Source organism: Leclercia sp. UBA5958 (assembly GCF_002430365.1).
GTDB lineage: Bacteria > Pseudomonadota > Gammaproteobacteria > Enterobacterales > Enterobacteriaceae > Enterobacter > Enterobacter pneumoniae.
In genome coordinates this window covers 174,618-193,718 of sequence record NZ_DJCE01000006.1, presented here as the reverse complement: position 1 = coordinate 193,718, position 19,101 = coordinate 174,618, and the positions used below count along the sequence as shown (strand labels likewise).

The window sequence follows — 19,101 nt, the reverse complement described above, 5'->3', positions numbered from 1 at the left end:
ACTGCTCAACCGAATCAGGAACTTTTCTTTTCGCGGCTATGCAGGCCACGTTTTTCCAGACCACGGTAAATCAGCTGCTGCTGGATAATGGTCACCAGGTTGCTGACGATGTAGTACAGCACCAGACCTGACGGGAACCACAGGAAGAACACGGTGAAGATGACCGGCATGAAGGTCATGATCTTCTGCTGCATCGGGTCGGTCACGGTGGTCGGCGACATCTTCTGGATGAAGAACATCGTCACGCCCATCAGGATCGGCAGGATGTAGTACGGGTCCTGTGCAGACAGGTCATGGATCCACAGGGCGAACGGCGCATGGCGCAGCTCAACGGAACCCATCAGCATGTAGTACAGCGCAAGGAAGATTGGCATCTGAATCAGCAGCGGGAAGCAACCACCCAGTGGGTTCACTTTCTCTGCTTTATACAGGGCCATCATCTCCTGGCTCTGACGCTGTTTGTCATCGCCCAGACGCTCACGCATCGCCGCAATCTTCGGCTGCAGCATGCGCATCTTCGCCATGGAGGTGTACTGCGCTTTAGTCAGCGGGTACATGATGCCACGAACGATAAAGGTGATAACGATGATGGAGAAGCCCCAGTTACCCAGGAAGCTATGGATCCACTTCAGCAGCTTAAACAGCGGCTGAGAGATGAACCACAACCAGCCGTAATCCACGGTCAGATCCAGGTGCGGCGCTACTGCAGCCATTTTGTCCTGAATTTCCGGGCCGACCCACAGGGTGCTCGCCAGCTTACCGGTTTGACCCGGCTGCACCAGAACCGGCTGAGATTTGTAGCCGATAGCTGCAATACCGTTGCCGAGGTTCGCGGTGTAGAAGTTGTTGGTACCGTCGTTATTAGGCACCCACGCCGTTGCGAAATACTGTTGCAGCATCGCGACCCAACCGCCTTTAGCGCTGACGTTCAGGTTTTCGTTATCCGCGATAGTATCGAATTTATATTTCTCATACTTCGAATCTGGCGTGGAGTACGCTGCGCCACGGAAGGTATGCAGCGCGAAGTTGCTGCTTCCGGTGTCACGATGAGACGGCAGATCGATGGATTGCTTCAGCTGACCAAAGGTCGAGATTTCCAGCGGTTTCTCGCTGGCGTTCTGCACGCTGTAGCCAACGTTCACCGCATATTCACCGCGTTTCAGGGTGAAGGTTTTGGTGAAGGTGTTGCCTGCGGCGTCGGTATAAGTCATCGGGATAGCCAGCTCGTTCTGACCATCAGCCAGCACAAAGGTATCACTCTCGACGTTATACAGTGGACGCGCACCGTTAGCCGGGTTATCCGGGCCATCACGACCGGTCAGACCGCTCTGCGCCTGATAAAGGAACTGCGGTGTGGTTTCCAGTAACTGGAACGGTTCGGTAGACTTCAGCTCTTTTGGGTAGGTCAACAGCAGCGCCTGCTCAACATCACCACCACGGGTGTTGATAGTCAGCTCAAGCACATCGGTCTTAACCGTAATCTGTTTCCCCTGGCCACTGGCCGGTACGCCCTGGTCGGCGGCGCTACCCGCTGCGGTGGTCGTGGTCTGCGTGGTCTGCTGCTGGGGTTGAGGATTTTTATCCTGCTCCCATGCCTGCCAGATCATGAAAGACACGAACAACAAAGCGATGATAAGAAGATTGCGTTGCGAATCCATCGTTAGTGTTCTCTGGTATCAAAGGGTCCGGGGGGGACGGGATCGTCTCCACCTGGGTGTAAAGGGTGGCATTTTAATACGCGTTTCACCGTCAACCAACTGCCTTTTATCACTCCAAACCTGCGCAATGCCTCAATTCCATAGCTTGAGCATGTCGGTGTGAAACGGCAGTGCGGCCCGAGTAGCGGACTAATCAGGCGTTGATAGACCCTAATGAGGGCTATCAGGACCCGTGAGCCAGGCGACAGTGGCGGCGCCATAATTTTTCCAACGCTTCCGAGAGAGCACGGTTATCGAGGTCGGCAACCCCTTTTTTCGCCACCACCACAAAATCCATCGAAGGGAGTTCATGTTGACGTAAACGGAAGCTTTCACGCGTCAGACGTTTAATCCGGTTGCGTTCATGCGCACGCTTAACGTTTTTCTTGGCGACAGTAAGACCGATACGGGGATGCCCCAGCGAATTTTGGCGGCCGAGGATGGTGATTTGCGGCGTGCCAGCCCGTTGTGGCTGCTGGAAGACGAAAGTGAAATGAGTGGGAGTTAACAAACGTAACTCCCTGGGAAATGCGAGCTTAACCACCAGGGGTTAGCTTTATTACTTGGAAACGGTCAGACGAGCGCGGCCTTTAGCACGACGACGTGCCAGAACCTGACGACCATTTTTAGTAGCCATACGAGCACGGAAGCCGTGAGAACGGTTGCGCTTCAGTACAGACGGTTGAAAAGTGCGTTTCATGGCGATTTCTACCTAAACTTGAATAAATTCAATGGCTTTTTACGATGCCCGAACGAATATCGCACGACGGACGCCGAAGCCATGGGTGATTAAAGAGGCCGGATTGTAATAATTGTACACTCCGGAGTCAATTCTCTTTCCTTATTTCCCGCGTAAATTCACACGATTTCGCATGCAAAATGAACAGCGTTAAACGCGCGGGAAGCCGAGCATTACGCGACGGGTGGAGGATTATACGACCTCACCGGTAAAGCGCAAGGATCGTCCAGGATCTTCGTTAGATCTTTTAAGCAAAAATTTGTCACGACTCAGTAATTTTTCCAATATGCGGCCTAAATCCCGGGGCAGGCTAACCAGGATCGATTACACTTACCCGGTTTCGGATCTTCCTGTGGATAAATCGGGAAGAATCTGTGAGAAACAGAAGATCTCTGGCTCAGTTTAGGCTATGATCCGCGGTCCCGATCGGGATCCCAGCGGTTACGATCGGGTATAAAACCGCAGACAGCGGTTCGCACGTCCCCCTTATGCGCAGGGCTTTTCGACGTGCGTCTACAATCATGACTATTCAATAGCTTTCTTTTTATTGTTCGAGTGGAGTCCGCCGTGTCACTTTCGCTTTGGCAGCAATGTCTTGCCCGATTGCAGGATGAGTTACCAGCCACAGAATTCAGTATGTGGATCCGCCCGTTGCAGGCGGAACTGAGCGATAACACGCTGGCTTTGTATGCGCCAAACCGTTTTGTGCTCGATTGGGTAAGGGACAAGTACCTTAATAATATCAATGGACTGCTAAACGATTTTTGCGGTACCGATGCCCCACAGCTGCGTTTTGAAGTGGGCACCAAGCCGGTCACCCAAACCCTTAAAGAGACCGTTAACGTTGCCGCCCCTGCGCAGGCGACACAGGTCCATCAGCCGCGCGTCGTACCTGCGGCACGCTCAGGCTGGGATAACGTTCCGGCCCCGGCGGAGCCGACCTACCGTTCCAACGTTAACGTGAAACATACCTTCGATAACTTCGTAGAAGGTAAATCAAACCAGCTGGCCCGTGCGGCAGCCCGTCAGGTAGCGGATAACCCCGGCGGGGCGTATAACCCCCTGTTTTTATATGGCGGTACCGGTCTGGGTAAAACGCACCTGCTGCATGCCGTGGGCAATGGCATCATGGCGCGCAAGCCAAACGCCAAAGTGGTGTATATGCACTCCGAGCGCTTCGTTCAGGACATGGTAAAAGCCCTGCAAAACAATGCGATCGAAGAGTTTAAACGCTACTACCGTTCCGTTGATGCCCTGCTGATCGATGACATTCAGTTCTTCGCTAATAAAGAACGATCCCAGGAAGAGTTTTTCCACACCTTCAACGCTCTGCTGGAAGGTAATCAACAGATCATTTTGACCTCGGATCGTTATCCAAAAGAGATCAACGGCGTTGAAGATCGTCTTAAGTCCCGCTTCGGCTGGGGGCTGACCGTGGCGATCGAACCGCCGGAGCTGGAAACCCGTGTGGCGATCCTGATGAAAAAGGCAGATGAAAACGACATTCGCCTGCCGGGTGAAGTGGCATTCTTCATCGCCAAGCGCCTACGCTCTAATGTGCGTGAGCTGGAAGGGGCACTGAACCGCGTCATCGCCAACGCCAACTTTACCGGCCGGGCCATCACCATTGATTTCGTGCGTGAAGCGCTGCGCGATCTGCTGGCGTTGCAGGAAAAACTGGTCACCATCGACAATATTCAGAAGACGGTGGCGGAGTACTACAAAATTAAAGTGGCCGACTTATTGTCGAAACGCCGTTCACGCTCGGTAGCCCGACCTCGCCAGATGGCGATGGCGCTGGCAAAGGAGTTAACCAACCACAGTCTGCCGGAGATCGGCGATGCGTTTGGTGGCCGTGACCACACCACCGTGCTGCACGCTTGTCGTAAAATCGAGCAGCTGCGGGAAGAAAGCCACGACATAAAAGAAGACTTCTCCAATTTAATCAGAACATTATCATCGTGACGCTATGAAATTTACCGTTGAACGTGAACATTTATTAAAGCCGCTACAACAGGTGAGTGGCCCATTAGGCGGCCGCCCGACGCTGCCTATTCTTGGTAACCTGCTGCTGCAGGTCGCAGACGGTACGCTGTCGCTGACCGGCACCGATCTGGAAATGGAGATGGTTGCGCGGGTGACGCTGACTCAGCCGCACGACGCAGGCGCCACCACGGTTCCGGCCCGTAAATTCTTTGATATTTGCCGTGGCTTGCCTGAAGGGGCAGAGATCGCCGTGCAGCTCGAGGGCGACCGCATGCTGGTCCGCTCTGGCCGCAGCCGTTTCTCTCTCTCTACCCTGCCAGCCGCGGACTTCCCGAACCTGGATGACTGGCAGAGCGAAGTGGAATTCACCCTGCCACAGGCGACGATGAAGCGTCTGATTGAAGCCACGCAGTTTTCTATGGCGCATCAGGATGTTCGCTACTACTTAAACGGCATGCTGTTTGAAACCGAAGGGGAAGAGCTGCGTACCGTTGCCACCGACGGACACCGCCTGGCGGTCTGCTCTATGCCAATTGGCGTTAGCCTGCCAAACCATTCGGTGATCGTGCCGCGTAAAGGGGTGATTGAGCTGATGCGCATGCTTGACGGCGGTGATACTCCGCTGCGCGTGCAAATTGGCAGCAATAACATTCGCGCCCACGTGGGGGATTTCGTCTTCACCTCGAAGCTGGTTGACGGGCGTTTCCCGGATTATCGTCGCGTATTGCCGAAGAATCCCGACAAGACGCTGGAAGCGGGCTGCGACAGCCTTAAGCAGGCATTTGCCCGTGCGGCCATTCTCTCCAACGAGAAGTTCCGCGGCGTGCGTCTGTATGTGAGTGAAAACCAGATCAAAATCACCGCGAATAACCCGGAGCAGGAAGAGGCAGAAGAGATTCTGGACGTCACCTACGCCGGCGCAGAGATGGAAATCGGCTTTAACGTTAGCTACGTGCTGGACGTACTGAATGCACTGAAATGCGAGAACGTTCGCATTCTGCTGACCGACTCTGTATCGAGCGTACAGATTGAAGATGCTGCATCCCAGTCCGCTGCTTATGTTGTTATGCCAATGAGACTGTAGTGATAACTATCGGGCTATCTTACTTGCCATTTTCAACCTGGGCTGTGCTCGCCCCTGTCACGTACTGCGTGTACGCGCCAGGGTCTGCGCGCAGTCCGCGTTGATACTGGCTGCGCCGATTACGCCCTGGCCCGAAGAAATTCAGATATGTCACTGACGCGCCTTTTAATCAAAGATTTCCGTAATATTGAAAATGCGGATCTCGCTTTATCCCCCGGCTTTAACTTCCTGGTTGGCGCAAACGGCAGCGGCAAAACCAGCGTGCTGGAAGCCATCTATACGCTTGGCCACGGTCGGGCGTTTCGCAGCTTGCAAATTGGCCGCGTCATTCGCCACGAGCAAGAGTCCTTTGTTCTGCATGGGCGTCTTCAGGGCGCAGAGCGTGAAACCGCCGTCGGCCTGACCAAAGACAAGCAGGGTGACAGTAAAGTCCGCATTGATGGTACCGACGGGCATAAGGTGGCCGAACTGGCGCTCTTGATGCCGATGCAGCTGATTACGCCCGAGGGGTTTACTTTACTCAACGGCGGCCCCAAATACAGAAGAGCGTTCCTTGACTGGGGATGCTTTCACAATGAAGCGGGATTCTTTAACGCCTGGAGCAACCTCAAGCGTTTGCTCAAGCAGCGCAATGCCGCGCTGCGCCAGGTAACGCGCTACGCCCAACTGCGCCCGTGGGACAAAGAGTTGGTCCCGCTGGCGGAACAAATCAGCACCTGGCGTGCCGAATACAGCGCAGGTATCGCCGAAGATATGGCCGACACCTGCAAACAGTTTTTACCGGAGTTCTCTCTCACCTTCTCCTTCCAGCGTGGCTGGGAGAAAGAGACGGATTATGCCGAGGTGCTGGAGAGAAGCTTCGAGCGCGACCGCCTGCTGACCTATACCGCGCATGGCCCGCATAAAGCGGATTTCCGCATTCGTGCTGACGGTGCGCCGGTAGAAGATACATTATCGCGTGGGCAGCTTAAGCTCCTGATGTGCGCGCTACGGCTGGCACAGGGGGAGTTTCTCACCCGCGAGAGCGGCCGACGCTGCCTGTATCTGATAGATGATTTTGCCTCGGAACTCGACGACGCGCGGCGAGGGCTGCTAGCCAGCCGCTTAAAAGCCACGCAGTCGCAGGTTTTCGTCAGCGCGATTAGCGCTGAACACGTTATGGACATGTCGGACAAAAATTCGAAGATGTTCACCGTGGAAAAGGGTAAAATAACGGATTAACCCAAGAATAAATGAGCGAGAAACGTTGATGTCGAATTCTTATGACTCCTCCAGTATCAAAGTCCTGAAAGGGCTGGATGCGGTGCGTAAGCGCCCGGGTATGTATATCGGCGACACGGATGACGGCACCGGTCTGCACCACATGGTATTCGAGGTGGTAGATAACGCTATCGACGAAGCGCTCGCGGGTCACTGTAAAGACATCGTGGTGACGATCCATGCGGACAACTCCGTATCCGTCACCGATGATGGTCGTGGCATCCCAACCGGTATTCACCCGGAAGAGGGCGTATCTGCTGCGGAAGTTATCATGACCGTTCTGCACGCAGGCGGTAAATTCGATGATAACTCCTATAAAGTCTCCGGCGGCCTGCACGGCGTAGGCGTCTCCGTGGTTAACGCCCTGTCGCAGAAGCTGGAGCTGGTTATCCAGCGTGAAGGCAAAGTTCACCGCCAGATCTATCAGCATGGTGTGCCGGAAGCGCCGCTGGCTGTCACTGGCGATACCGAAAAAACCGGTACCCTGGTGCGTTTCTGGCCGAGCCTGGAAACCTTCACCAACGTCACCGAATTCGAATATGAAATTCTGGCCAAACGCCTGCGTGAGCTGTCGTTCCTGAACTCCGGCGTCTCTATTCGTCTGCGCGACAAACGCGACGGCAAAGAAGACCACTTCCACTATGAAGGCGGTATCAAGGCGTTCGTTGAGTATCTGAACAAGAACAAAACGCCTATTCACCCGAATATCTTCTACTTCTCTACCGAAAAAGACGGTATCGGCGTGGAAGTGGCGCTGCAGTGGAACGACGGTTTCCAGGAAAACATCTACTGCTTCACCAACAACATTCCACAGCGTGACGGCGGTACGCACCTGGCGGGCTTCCGCGCGGCGATGACCCGTACCCTGAACGCCTACATGGACAAAGAAGGCTACAGCAAGAAAGCGAAAGTCAGCGCCACCGGCGACGATGCTCGTGAAGGCCTGATTGCCGTGGTCTCTGTTAAGGTGCCGGATCCGAAGTTCTCCTCTCAGACCAAAGACAAGCTGGTCTCCTCTGAGGTGAAATCGGCGGTTGAACAGCAGATGAACGAACTGCTGAGCGACTACCTGCAAGAAAACCCGTCTGATGCGAAAATCGTGGTCGGCAAAATTATCGATGCGGCACGTGCCCGTGAAGCGGCGCGTAAAGCCCGTGAAATGACCCGCCGCAAAGGCGCACTCGACTTAGCAGGCCTGCCGGGCAAACTGGCAGACTGTCAGGAGCGCGACCCGGCGCTGTCCGAACTGTACCTGGTGGAAGGGGACTCCGCGGGCGGTTCTGCGAAGCAGGGCCGTAACCGTAAGAACCAGGCGATCCTGCCGTTGAAGGGGAAAATCCTCAACGTCGAGAAAGCGCGTTTCGACAAGATGCTCTCTTCGCAGGAAGTGGCAACGCTGATTACCGCGCTCGGCTGCGGCATTGGTCGCGACGAATACAACCCGGACAAGCTGCGTTATCACAGCATCATCATCATGACCGATGCGGACGTCGACGGCTCGCACATCCGTACGCTGCTGTTGACCTTCTTCTATCGTCAGATGCCGGAAATCGTTGAACGTGGCCATGTCTACATTGCGCAGCCGCCGCTGTACAAAGTGAAGAAAGGCAAACAGGAACAGTACATCAAAGACGACGAAGCGATGGATCAGTACCAGATCTCTATCGCTCTGGATGGCGCAACGCTGCATGCGAACGCCAGCGCTCCGGCCCTGGCCGGCGAGCCGCTGGAACGTCTGGTGTCCGAGTTCAACGCTGCGCAGAAGATGATTGGCCGTATGGAGCGTCGTTATCCGAAAGCGCTGCTGAAAGAGCTGGTGTATCAGCCAACGCTGACCGAAGCCGATCTGAGCAGCGAGCAGACGGTCAGCCGCTGGGTCAACGCGCTGGTAAGCGAGCTGAACGAGAACGAACAGCACGGTAGCCTGTGGAAATGCGATGTTCAGCAGAACGCTGACCAGCTGTTCGAGCCGATCGTTCGCGTGCGTACCCACGGTGTGGATACCGACTATCCGCTGGAGCACGAGTTTGTGACCGGACCGGAATACCGTCGCCTCTGCACGCTCGGCGAAAAGCTGCGCGGTCTGATCGAAGACGATGCCTACATCGAACGTGGCGAACGCCGTCAGCCGGTTGCCAGCTTCGAGCAGGCGCTGGAGTGGCTGGTGAAAGAGTCCCGTCGTGGTCTGGCAATTCAGCGTTATAAAGGCCTGGGCGAAATGAACCCGGATCAGCTGTGGGAAACCACTATGGATCCGGAAAGCCGCCGTATGCTGCGCGTTACCGTAAAAGACGCGATTGCAGCGGATCAGCTGTTCACCACCCTGATGGGCGATGCGGTTGAACCCCGTCGTGCCTTTATCGAAGAAAACGCGCTGAAAGCGGCGAATATCGATATCTAAGCTGTTATCCCCCTCACCCCAGCCCTCTCCCACAGGGAGAGGGTGCACGGTTCCCTCTCCCTGTGGGAGAGGGTTAGGGTGAGGGTAAACCTGTGCAAAAGAGGAATCCCCTCCTCATATCCAATCCCCTTTCTTACCGTGTTTTTTGAGCGGAATCGCGTTAGCATGAGTGCAGACTCATTCAATCCGGGGATCCCATGGCCATCAAACTCATTGCAATCGATATGGACGGCACGCTGCTGCTGCCAGATCACACCATCTCTCCAGCCGTTAAAAATGCGATTGCCGCCGCCCGTGCAAAAGGGGTGAATGTGGTACTGACGACCGGTCGCCCCTATGCCGGTGTGCATAATTACCTGAAAGAGTTGCACATGGATAAACCGGGTGATTACTGCATTACGTATAACGGCGCCCTGGTCCAGAAGGCCGCCGACGGCAGCACCGTCGCCCAGACCGCGTTGAATTATGACGATTACCTCTATCTCGAAAAACTCTCCCGCGAGGTGGGTTCACATTTCCACGCGCTCGATCGCAACACGCTCTACACGGCCAACCGCGATATCAGCTACTACACCGTACACGAATCCTATGTCGCCACTATTCCACTGGTATTCTGCGAAGCAGAAAAAATGGATCCGCAAACGCAGTTCCTGAAGGTGATGATGATTGATGAGCCAGCCATTCTCGATAAAGCCATCGCCCGCATTCCGGCTGAGGTAAAAGAGAAATACACTGTGCTAAAGAGCGCGCCGTACTTCCTCGAAATCCTCGATAAACGCGTCAATAAAGGCACCGGCGTGAAATCGCTGGCCGATACGCTGGGCATCAAGCCTGAAGAGATCATGACCCTGGGCGATCAGGAAAACGATATTGCGATGATCGAATATGCGGGCATGGGCGTGGCGATGGATAACGCGATCCCATCGGTGAAAGAAGTGGCCAATTTCGTCACCAAATCTAACCTGGAAGACGGCGTTGCCTACGCGATCGAGAAATTTGTCCTGAACTAAGCGTGGCTAAACACATCGGCCCTGGTTATCAACCGGGGCTTTTTTTTGCCCTTAACTTATCGAATTGTTCTTTTTGTGATCCAGATTGTAGTACAACATAAACATATTGTACTACATTGCAACCACGGTCTTAACGAATTGCATCACGTTTGTACTGCAAAAGTGAGGCGGAATTCAGCGGTCGCGGTAAAGTAGTGATGGACACAAAAATCATAAGGACCCTCCATGACTCTCAATAAAACCGACCGCATTGTCATCACGCTGGGCAGCCAGATTGTGGGTGGCAAATACGTACCCGGCTCGCCGCTTCCTGCAGAGGCGGAGCTATGCGAAGAGTTTGAAACCTCGCGCAACATCATCCGGGAAGTGTTCCGCTCGCTGATGGCGAAGCGGCTAATTGAAATGAAGCGTTATCGCGGAGCCTTTGTCGCCCCACGTAGTCAGTGGAACTACCTCGATACCGATGTTCTGCAGTGGGTACTGGAAAACGATTATGACCCGCGACTGATTGGTGCCATGAGCGAGGTACGAAACCTCGTAGAACCGGCGATAGCCCGCTGGGCCGCCGAACGCGCCACCTCGGGCGACCTGGCGCAGATTGAGTCGGCGCTGAACGACATGATCGCCAATAACCAGGATCGGGACGCCTTCAACGAAGCGGATATTCGCTACCACGAGGCGGTGCTCCAGTCGGTGCATAACCCGGTGCTACAGCAGCTTAGCGTGGCGATCAGCTCGCTACAGCGCGCGGTATTTGAACGGACCTGGATGGGCGATGAGGCCAACATGCCGAAAACGCTCCAGGAACATAAAGCGCTGTTCGATGCGATACGGCATCAGGACGGCGATGCGGCAGAGCAGGCGGCACTCACGATGATCGCCAGCTCGACACGAAGGTTAAAGGAAATCACATGACATCTCGCTACATCGCTATTGACTGGGGATCGACCAATCTGCGCGCCTGGCTTTATCAGGGTGAGCAGTGCCTGGAAAGCAGGCAATCAGAAGCAGGTGTTACGCGCCTGAACGGTAAATCCCCCGAGGCGGTGTTAGCAGAGGTGACACAAAACTGGCGCGACGGCGCCACGCCAGTGGTAATGGCGGGCATGGTGGGCAGTAACGTAGGCTGGAAAATTGCGCCTTATCTGCCCGTACCGGCTCGTTTCTCCGCCATTGGCGAACAGTTAACGTCCGTTGGCGACAAGATCTGGATTATTCCCGGCTTGTGCGTCTCTCGCGACGATAACCACAACGTCATGCGCGGCGAAGAGACGCAGCTGCTCGGCGCGCGCACGCTTTCTCCTTCTTCTGTCTACGTTATGCCCGGTACCCACTGCAAGTGGGTACAAACCGATGCAGAGCAGATCCACGATTTTCGCACCGTGATGACCGGTGAATTACACCATTTGCTCCTTAAGCATTCGCTGGTGGGGGCGGGTTTGCCGGAGCAAGCCCCCTCGCCGGAGGCATTTGCCGCCGGGCTTGCGCGCGGGATCGCTTCTCCTGCCGTTTTGCCGCAACTTTTTGAGGTTCGCGCCTCGCACGTGCTGGGACAACTCCCGCGCGAGCAGGTCAGCGAGTTTCTGTCCGGCCTGCTGATTGGCGCCGAAGTCGCCAGCCTGAGTGAACGCTTCGCCGGGCAGCAGGCCATTACTCTGGTCGCAGGCTCATCGCTGAGCTCACGTTATCGCCAGGCGTTTCACGCCATCGGCCGGGACGTGGCGGTGGTAGAGGGCGACACGGCATTTCAGGCTGGAATAAGGAGCATCGCTTATGCAGTGGCAAACTAACCTTCCCCTTATCGCGATATTGCGCGGCATCACCCCCGACGAGGCGCTGGCGCACGTAGGCGCGGTGATTGAGGCCGGGTTCGACGCGGTGGAAATCCCGCTCAACTCCCCGGAGTGGGAAAAGAGCATCCCGGCCGTCGTCGATGCGTTTGGTGATAACGCGCTGATTGGCGCAGGCACGGTGCTACAGCCGGAGCAGGTCGACAGGCTGGCGAAAATGGGCTGCAAACTTATCGTCACGCCCAACATCAACCCCGAGGTGATCCGCCGCGCGGTGGGCTACGGCATGACCGTCTGCCCGGGATGTGCAACGGCAACCGAAGCCTTTACCGCTCTCGATGCGGGCGCGCAGGCGCTGAAAATTTTCCCGTCATCGGCTTTTGGCCCGGAATACATCAAGGCGCTGAAAGCGGTCTTACCCGCCAGCGTACCGGTCCTGGCCGTAGGCGGCGTGACGCCAGAAAACCTGGCGCAGTGGATGAAAGCTGGCTGTGCAGGCGCCGGGCTGGGTAGCGATCTCTATCGCGCCGGACAGACCGTAGAGCGCACCGCACAGCAGGCGGCAGCATTTGTGAAAGCGTATCGAGAGGCAGTGAAATGAAAATAACTAAACTCACCACGTACCGTTTACCGCCGCGCTGGATGTTCCTGAAAATCGAAACCGACGAAGGGGTAGTGGGCTGGGGCGAGCCGGTGATTGAGGGCCGTGTGCGCACCGTCGAGGCCGCTGTGCACGAGCTGGGTGAATACCTGATTGGTCAGGATCCCGCGCGCATTAACGATCTGTGGCAAGTGATGTACCGCGGGGGCTTCTATCGCGGCGGCCCCATTCTGATGAGCGCCATCGCCGGTATCGACCAGGCGCTATGGGATATCAAAGGGAAAGTGCTGAACGCTCCGGTCTGGCAGCTGATGGGCGGCCTGGTGCGCGACAAAATTAAGGCCTACAGCTGGGTGGGCGGCGACCGTCCTGCCGAAGTCATTGATGGCATCAGAAAGCTGCGCGGGATTGGTTTTGATACCTTCAAGCTCAACGGCTGTGAAGAGATGGGAGTCATCGACAATTCACGTGCGGTAGACCGGGCGGTAAACACCGTGGCGCAGATCCGCGAAGCCTTTGGCAACGACATTGAGTTTGGTCTGGACTTCCACGGCCGCGTCAGCGCGCCAATGGCGAAAATATTAATTAAAGAGCTGGAGCCGTACCGCCCGCTCTTTATTGAAGAGCCGGTGCTGGCGGAGCAGGCAGAATATTATCCACGGCTGGCGGCGCAAACCGCTATTCCTATCGCTGCAGGGGAACGTATGTTCTCGCGCTTCGAGTTTAAACGCGTACTGGAGGCGGGCGGAATCGCGATCCTGCAGCCGGATCTCTCCCACGCGGGGGGCATCACCGAATGCTACAAAATCGCCGGTATGGCAGAAGCCTACGACGTGGCGCTGGCTCCGCACTGCCCGCTGGGGCCGATTGCGCTGGCAGCCTGTCTGCACGTGGACTTTGTCTCCCGCAATGCCGTGTTCCAGGAGCAGAGCATGGGGATTCACTATAACAAGGGCGCGGAGCTGCTCGACTTTGTGAAAAATAAAGAAGATTTCAACATGGAAGGCGGCTTCTTCAAACCGTTAATGAAGCCTGGGCTTGGCGTAGAAATAGATGAGGCGCGGGTCAGCGAATTAAGCCGAAATAGCGCAGACTGGCGCAATCCTCTGTGGCGTCAGGAAGATGGTGCGGTTGCCGAATGGTAACTCCCTAATAAGTTAATGCGTTTCTCTATATCAATCTTTGCCTTCTGATGGCCGCGATTTGGCCTGAAGAGGGCAAGATGAAGAGGTAATAATCGATGAGCATTGCACTCTATACTTCTACACTCAAAAAACTAAATAGCAAAATAATTCCCTTCGTCATCATTTGTTATTTTGTCGCCAATCTTGATAAAACGAATATTTCTATTGCCGCCTTACAAATGAATGCGGATTTAGGTCTCACAGCCAGTATGTATGGCCTTGGCGTGGGCATGTTCTATATCTCCTACATTATTTTTGAAATTCCCAGTAACATTATTATGACGCGCGTCGGGGCGCGTATCTGGATCGCCAGGATAATGATCACCTGGGGTATTATCAGCGCCGGGATGTCGCTGGTACAAACACCTACTCAGCTCTATGTCATGCGTTTTCTGTTGGGCATGGCGGAGGCAGGGTTTACGCCCGGTATTATTTACTATATCTCCTGCTGGTTCCCTAAGAGCAACCGCGCCCGCGCGATGTCATTCTTCTATATGGGCTCCGTACTGGCCTCCATCATCGGCCTGCCTATCTCGGGATCCATTCTCAATATGCACGGCATTGCTGACATCGCCGGCTGGCGTTGGTTGTTCGCCATTGAAGGCATTCCGGCCATTATCCTGGGGGTGATGGTTTTAGGGTTACTGCCCTCTACGCCTGAGAAAGCCCACTGGTTATCGGGGTCTGAAAAGGAGTGGTTAATTGCTCAGTTAGCGGAAGATAACCGAAGTGTGACGGTGAATGAAAACCACTCCTGGCTGAGCGCGCTAAAAAACAAAGTGGTGCTGTTACTGAGTCTGGTTTGGTTTTTACAGGCCTTCGGCTCTATCGGTATTACGCTATTTTTACCGCTGATTCTTAAAAGTATTGCCAGCGAGCAAAGTAATTTTGTAATCAGCTTGCTCTCTGCGGTGCCGTTTATTTTTGCCTGCCTGTTTATGTATTTGAATGGTCGCCATTCCGATGTAACGAAAGAGCGATCCTTACATATGGGGTTACCTTTAATTCTCGCCGGAATATCGCTCGGGGCCGCTATTTATTCGGGTAACCTGCTGGTCTCCTATATTCTGCTGGTGCTGACGGTCGGTTTTAACTTTGCCCTAACCCCTGTTTTCTGGGCAGTGACAACAGAAAAACTGGCCGGCGTTGCCGCGGCTGCCTCTATTGCATTTATTAATACGATTGCCAATTTCGTTGGATTAGGCCTGCCGCCTGTTTTAGGCAAGATTAAGGATCTGACCAACAGCTATCACTACGGCCTGCTGATTGTGGCCATTGCGCTGATACTAGGGGGGATTATCGGTATCGCCGTCTCTCGCCCGGGTAAAAGCACATCGCTCAAGCAGTCAGCCTCCTCTTCTTTATAAGTGAACGGATAACGATGAAATTGAAAGTTTTGAAACAAGCCTCCCTGCCTGACCAGCTAACGGCAGAACTGGAAAAACGTTACGACGTTTATGAATATGCGGCGCTTAGCGAGGAGGCATTCGCGGACCTGGCCGGACAATTTACCGTGATGATTACTAACGGTGAGGCCGTCGTCACGCGCCAGTTGATCGCAAGCCTGCCTTCTCTGGAACTGATTGCTGTTTTTGGCGTGGGATACGACGGTGTCGATGTGGCGGCTGCGGCGGATCATCATGTGGCCGTCAGCCATACGCCGGGCGTGTTAACGGACGATGTTGCCGATTTGGCGATGGGGCTCATGCTGGCGACATCGCGTCAGATCGTTTCTGCTCAGAAGTTTATTGAGGCGGGAAGCTGGCATCAGGGAGGATATCCGTGGACACACAAGGTCTCGGGGGCGCGAGTCGGCATTGTGGGTATGGGGAGAATTGGCCAGGCCATCGCACAACGTTGTGAAGGCTTTGCCATGCAAATTGCTTATAGCGATAGCAAAGTTATCCCGGGGCTAAATTATACCCGAATTGAGGACATTGCCTCCCTGGCGGCAGAAAGTGATTTCTTGATGATATGTACGCCGGGTAGTGCAAAAAACCAGGCGCTGATTGATGGCCGGGTTCTCGCGGCGCTGGGTGAGAAAGGAATATTGATCAACATTTCGCGTGGTAGCGTAGTGGATGAGCCCGCGCTGATTAACGCGATTGAACAGGGCACCATCGCCGGGGCCGGACTGGATGTGTTCAGTCGCGAGCCGGACGTTCCGCAAGCGTTGCTCCAGCGCGCTAACGTGGTGGTGACGCCACATATGGCCAGCGCGACCTGGAGCACCAGAGAGGCGATGTCCCGGTTAGTGCTGGAAAATGTTTCGGGTTGGGCTAGCAATAAGCGTCTGGTAACCCCCATCCCTGAGCTGGACGCGTAGTCATTTTCCGGCAGATCCATTACTCTGAAGCGCAACTGTCGCTTCAGAGTTTATTCGTTCATGAAACAAGTCACCTTCGCTTCCCGCCATCACCAGCTCACCAATATCAACACCTGGACGCCAGATAGCCAGTGGCTGGCCTTTGACGTACGCCCATCCGGCGCATCGTTCACCGGTGAAACCATCGAGCGGGTAAATATCAGTACGGGCGAGGTTGAGGTGATTTATCGCGCCACAAACGGCGCGCATGCCGGGGTGGTGACCGTTCATCCTGCAGAAGACAAATATGTCTTTATCCATGGCCCGGAAAACCCGGATGCCGACTGGCAGTACGATTTCCACCATCGCCAGGGCGTGGTTGCGCACAATGATCGGGTGGTTAATCTCGATGCGATGGATATCACCGCCCCCTACACGCCCGGCGCACTGCGCGGCGGCAGCCATGTCCATGTCTTTAGCCCGAACGGGCAGTTCGTCAGCTTCACCTATAACGACCATGTTCTGCACGAGCGCGACCCAGCGCTTGATTTGCGCAACGTGGGGGTCGCCGCGCCTTTCGGTCCCGTGAACCCACCGGCTACGCATCCCCGGGAATATGCGGGCACCTTCTGGAGCGTGCTGGTCACTCGCACGACGCCGAACCCGCCGCCAGGCAGCGATGCGATCAATCGCGCCTATGAAGAGGGCTGGGTTGGGAACCATGCGCTGGCGTTTATTGGCGATACCCTGTCTGAGAAAGGCGACAAGGTGCCGGAGCTCTTTATTATTGATTTACCGAAAGATGAGCAGGGCTGGAAGCACGCCGGGGATGCACCGCTACAGGGTACGCCAGAGACCCTGCCGGCACCTCCGGCGGGCGTGGTGCAGCGTCGGTTAACCTTTACGCATCAGAACGCGTACCCGGGGCTTGTGAACGCGCCGCGCCACTGGGTGCGTAGCAATCCGCAAGGTACGCAGATTGCCTTTTTAATGCGCGATAACCAGGGAGTGGTGCAACTCTGGCTTCTCTCACCCGAGGGCGGCGAGCCGCGCCAGTTAACCGCTAACCGCAGCGATATTCAGTCGGCCTTCAACTGGCACCCGTCCGGCAACGGGCTGGGATTTGTACTGGAAAATCGTCTTGCATACTGCGATGCGGCGACGGGGAGCGTGACGTTTTTGACGTCCGATCACGGCAATCCGCCTTCTGCGGATGCCGTGGTCTTTTCACCGAATGGGCATTATATCGCCTGGATGGAAGAGGCGGAGGGCTTCCGCCAGCTGTGGATCACTGAAACCGGGCGCTGATCAGCGCACGGGCATGGCCGCAGGGGGAATAACCGAGTTGGTGGCCAGCGTCTCCTGCTCGCTTTTTTCAACGCGCGAGCGCACGGAGCTGTCCGTACGGAAGAAATCCCAGGGCAGCAGAAGCGTATCGAATACCGCCGTAAATGGCATATCCAGAATCACCAGAGATTTGGTGCCCCAGTTGGTGTCATCATCTGACAACATTGTGGCACTGGCTCGCGTGCCGGGATAGGTCCCTTCTTTACCGCCGGTGTGCGACATCACGCTTGAACATCCGCAAAGCAACACCACCGCGCTGAACGTCGTCAACTTTATCAGAACATTTTTCATCATCAGTTTGTCATCATCAATGGCGCGATATGAACCAGCAACCCGGTTTATAACGGGCCATATGCAAATTGAACAGTTGAAAAGCGCCGCTCTGTGGCAGCCATCGCAATTTAACCCTTTGTGCTGCCATCCCAGTCTAAGCCAGTGACAGTAAAGTGCAAAAAAAACTGTTCAGGATCCGCTTGAAATGATCGAAATCAGACCCATTTTAGAGATGTGTCCATGAACAAACGCGCCTGATGGGTGTTTGGGATACCGCAGCCTGTCCATGGTGGAAGGCTACAATTTCTCGCTGATTTCAGGAGTTTTAACTTATGCGTAATTTCGATCTCTCCCCGCTATACCGTTCTGCAATTGGTTTTGACCGCCTGTTCAACCATTTAGAAAATAACCAGAGCCAGAGCAACGGCTACCCTCCTTACAATGTTGAACTGGTTGACGAAAACCACTACCGCATCGCCATTGCCGTCGCCGGTTTTGCAGAGAGCGAACTGGAGATCACCGCCCAGGATAATCTGCTGCTGGTGAAAGGCTCGCATGCGGCCGAACAGAAAGAGCGTACCTACCTCTATCAGGGCATCGCCGAGCGTAACTTTGAACGCAAGTTCCAGCTTGCTGAGAACATTCACGTTAAAGGCGCAAATCTGGTCAACGGCCTGCTGTTTATCGAACTGGAACGTGTGATTCCGGAAGAGAAAAAACCGCGTCGTATCGAAATCAACTAATTAGACGGGTCGCCATCGCGGCCCACTCAGAATTGCTTGCCGAACCGGGAGCATAGGCGAATCCGTAAGGATTTGCAGGAACAACTGCGCACAAAATTAGACTGTGCCGAACTCGCTTCTCAGAAGGAGATTTAGTATGCGTAACTACGATTTATCCCCCCTGCTGCGTCAGTGGATTGGTTTTGACAAACTGGCTAACGCCCTGCAAAGCACCACCGAGCAACAGACATTTCCGCCGTACAATATCGAAAAAAGCGACGATAACCACTATCGCATCACCCTTGCGGTAGCCGGATTCCGCCAGGACGATCTGGATATCCAGCTTGAAGGAACGCGCCTGACGGTGAAAGGTACCCCGGAAAAACAAGAAACCGAGACGAAGTGGCTGCATCAGGGTCTGGTGACGCAGCCGTTCAGCCTGAGCTTTACGCTGGCGGACCATATGGAAGTCTCTGGTGCGACCTATACCAACGGTCTGCTGCATATCGACCTGACCCGCAACGTGCCGGAAGCAATCGCTCCGCAGCGTATCGCCATTAGCGAACGCCCTGCGTTAAACAGCTAACAGTATGCGGGCTGATGCCTTCTCCCACAGGGGGAGGGCGCAAACACTAAAAACGGTCACCTTCGGGTGACCGTTTTGCTTTTACCTTCGGTTTTTTTGTGCGCCATCGCCCATAC

General features: G+C 55.0%; 20 protein-coding genes and 1 other annotated feature. Of the genes, 14 read left to right on the top strand and 6 right to left on the bottom strand.

Annotation, left to right across the window (positions count from 1 at the left end; translation table 11 throughout):
• Positions 1-14 precede the first annotated feature (14 nt).
• The 5 genes from yidC to B2Q93_RS21330 all read right to left on the bottom strand — a co-directional run bounded on the left by yidC (position 15) and on the right by B2Q93_RS21330 (position 2,721).
• Positions 15-1,658 carry a membrane protein insertase YidC gene (gene yidC, locus B2Q93_RS09215; protein WP_040077734.1) on the bottom strand — a complete coding sequence of 548 codons (1,644 nt, stop codon included), beginning with the start codon at positions 1,656-1,658 and terminating at the stop codon, positions 15-17.
• A 2-nt stretch (positions 1,659-1,660) separates the two neighbouring features.
• Positions 1,661-1,918: a membrane protein insertion efficiency factor YidD gene (gene yidD / locus B2Q93_RS09210; protein WP_001307474.1), complete on the bottom strand. Its 258-nt coding sequence runs from the start codon at positions 1,916-1,918 to the stop codon at positions 1,661-1,663.
• Positions 1,882-2,241 (bottom strand): ribonuclease P protein component, encoded by a 360-nt coding sequence (gene rnpA, locus B2Q93_RS09205; RefSeq protein ID WP_014072458.1) that lies wholly within the window; start codon positions 2,239-2,241, stop codon positions 1,882-1,884. Before rnpA ends, yidD begins: the two co-directional genes overlap by 37 nt.
• Before the next feature lie 15 nt (positions 2,242-2,256).
• Positions 2,257-2,397, bottom strand: coding sequence for a 50S ribosomal protein L34 (gene rpmH, locus B2Q93_RS09200; RefSeq protein ID WP_000831330.1), 141 nt, complete (start codon positions 2,395-2,397; stop codon positions 2,257-2,259).
• Between the two features lie 231 nt (positions 2,398-2,628).
• A complete protein-coding gene (locus B2Q93_RS21330) occupies positions 2,629-2,721 on the bottom strand; it encodes a hypothetical protein (protein WP_419395832.1) in 93 nt (30 codons plus the stop codon).
• Positions 2,722-3,003: 282 nt separating this feature from the next.
• On the opposite strand from B2Q93_RS21330, the gene dnaA reads away from it, so the two are divergent.
• From dnaA to B2Q93_RS09140, 12 genes are all read left to right on the top strand, one after another.
• On the top strand, positions 3,004-4,401 hold the full coding sequence (gene dnaA / locus B2Q93_RS09195; protein WP_040077736.1) for a chromosomal replication initiator protein DnaA: 1,398 nt from the start codon (positions 3,004-3,006) through the stop codon (positions 4,399-4,401).
• A gap of 4 nt (positions 4,402-4,405) precedes the next feature.
• Positions 4,406-5,506 (top strand): DNA polymerase III subunit beta, encoded by a 1,101-nt coding sequence (gene dnaN / locus B2Q93_RS09190; RefSeq protein WP_040077737.1) that lies wholly within the window; start codon positions 4,406-4,408, stop codon positions 5,504-5,506.
• A 147-nt stretch (positions 5,507-5,653) separates the two neighbouring features.
• Positions 5,654-6,727, top strand: coding sequence for a DNA replication/repair protein RecF (gene recF, locus B2Q93_RS09185; protein WP_040077739.1), 1,074 nt, complete (start codon positions 5,654-5,656; stop codon positions 6,725-6,727).
• 28 nt (positions 6,728-6,755) lie between these two features.
• Positions 6,756-9,167 carry a DNA topoisomerase (ATP-hydrolyzing) subunit B gene (gyrB, locus tag B2Q93_RS09180; protein WP_040077741.1) on the top strand — a complete coding sequence of 804 codons (2,412 nt, stop codon included), beginning with the start codon at positions 6,756-6,758 and terminating at the stop codon, positions 9,165-9,167.
• Between the two features lie 197 nt (positions 9,168-9,364).
• On the top strand, positions 9,365-10,177 hold the full coding sequence (yidA, locus tag B2Q93_RS09175) for a sugar-phosphatase (RefSeq protein WP_040077742.1): 813 nt from the start codon (positions 9,365-9,367) through the stop codon (positions 10,175-10,177).
• Positions 10,178-10,402: 225 nt separating this feature from the next.
• Positions 10,403-11,092 (top strand): D-galactonate utilization transcriptional regulator DgoR, encoded by a 690-nt coding sequence (gene dgoR, locus B2Q93_RS09170; RefSeq protein WP_040077743.1) that lies wholly within the window; start codon positions 10,403-10,405, stop codon positions 11,090-11,092.
• Positions 11,089-11,967 (top strand): 2-dehydro-3-deoxygalactonokinase, encoded by an 879-nt coding sequence (locus B2Q93_RS09165; protein ID WP_046886351.1) that lies wholly within the window; start codon positions 11,089-11,091, stop codon positions 11,965-11,967. The genes dgoR and B2Q93_RS09165 overlap by 4 nt, the downstream gene beginning before the upstream one ends.
• Positions 11,951-12,568 carry a 2-dehydro-3-deoxy-6-phosphogalactonate aldolase gene (locus tag B2Q93_RS09160; RefSeq protein WP_046886350.1) on the top strand — a complete coding sequence of 206 codons (618 nt, stop codon included), beginning with the start codon at positions 11,951-11,953 and terminating at the stop codon, positions 12,566-12,568. The genes B2Q93_RS09165 and B2Q93_RS09160 overlap by 17 nt, the downstream gene beginning before the upstream one ends.
• Complete coding sequence (gene dgoD / locus B2Q93_RS09155) at positions 12,565-13,713, top strand: galactonate dehydratase (protein ID WP_046886349.1); 1,149 nt, start codon at positions 12,565-12,567, stop codon at positions 13,711-13,713. The genes B2Q93_RS09160 and dgoD overlap by 4 nt, the downstream gene beginning before the upstream one ends.
• Positions 13,714-13,808: 95 nt before the next feature.
• Complete coding sequence (locus tag B2Q93_RS09150) at positions 13,809-15,119, top strand: MFS transporter (protein ID WP_046886348.1); 1,311 nt, start codon at positions 13,809-13,811, stop codon at positions 15,117-15,119.
• A 14-nt stretch (positions 15,120-15,133) separates the two neighbouring features.
• Positions 15,134-16,078 (top strand): 2-hydroxyacid dehydrogenase, encoded by a 945-nt coding sequence (locus B2Q93_RS09145; RefSeq protein WP_046886347.1) that lies wholly within the window; start codon positions 15,134-15,136, stop codon positions 16,076-16,078.
• 60 nt (positions 16,079-16,138) lie between these two features.
• Entirely contained in the window at positions 16,139-17,365 is a 1,227-nt protein-coding gene (locus tag B2Q93_RS09140; protein ID WP_286932629.1) for a DUF3748 domain-containing protein, read from the top strand.
• Here B2Q93_RS09140 and B2Q93_RS09135 read toward each other — a convergent pair whose 3' ends face one another.
• Positions 17,366-17,698 (bottom strand): YceK/YidQ family lipoprotein, encoded by a 333-nt coding sequence (locus tag B2Q93_RS09135; RefSeq protein WP_040077750.1) that lies wholly within the window; start codon positions 17,696-17,698, stop codon positions 17,366-17,368.
• A gap of 244 nt (positions 17,699-17,942) precedes the next feature.
• Positions 17,943-18,016: a sequence feature (ROSE (Repression Of Heat Shock gene Expression) occurs in the 5'-region of heat shock genes and acts as an RNA thermometer to modulate expression.), on the top strand.
• Between B2Q93_RS09135 and ibpA the strand changes: the two genes are divergently transcribed.
• Together ibpA and ibpB are read left to right on the top strand one after the other, a co-directional pair.
• Entirely contained in the window at positions 18,010-18,420 is a 411-nt protein-coding gene (gene ibpA, locus B2Q93_RS09130) for a small heat shock chaperone IbpA (protein WP_040077751.1), read from the top strand. (Overlaps the previous feature by 7 nt.)
• 136 nt (positions 18,421-18,556) lie before the next feature.
• Positions 18,557-18,985, top strand: coding sequence for a small heat shock chaperone IbpB (ibpB, locus tag B2Q93_RS09125; protein WP_040077752.1), 429 nt, complete (start codon positions 18,557-18,559; stop codon positions 18,983-18,985).
• Positions 18,986-19,101 lie beyond the last annotated feature (116 nt).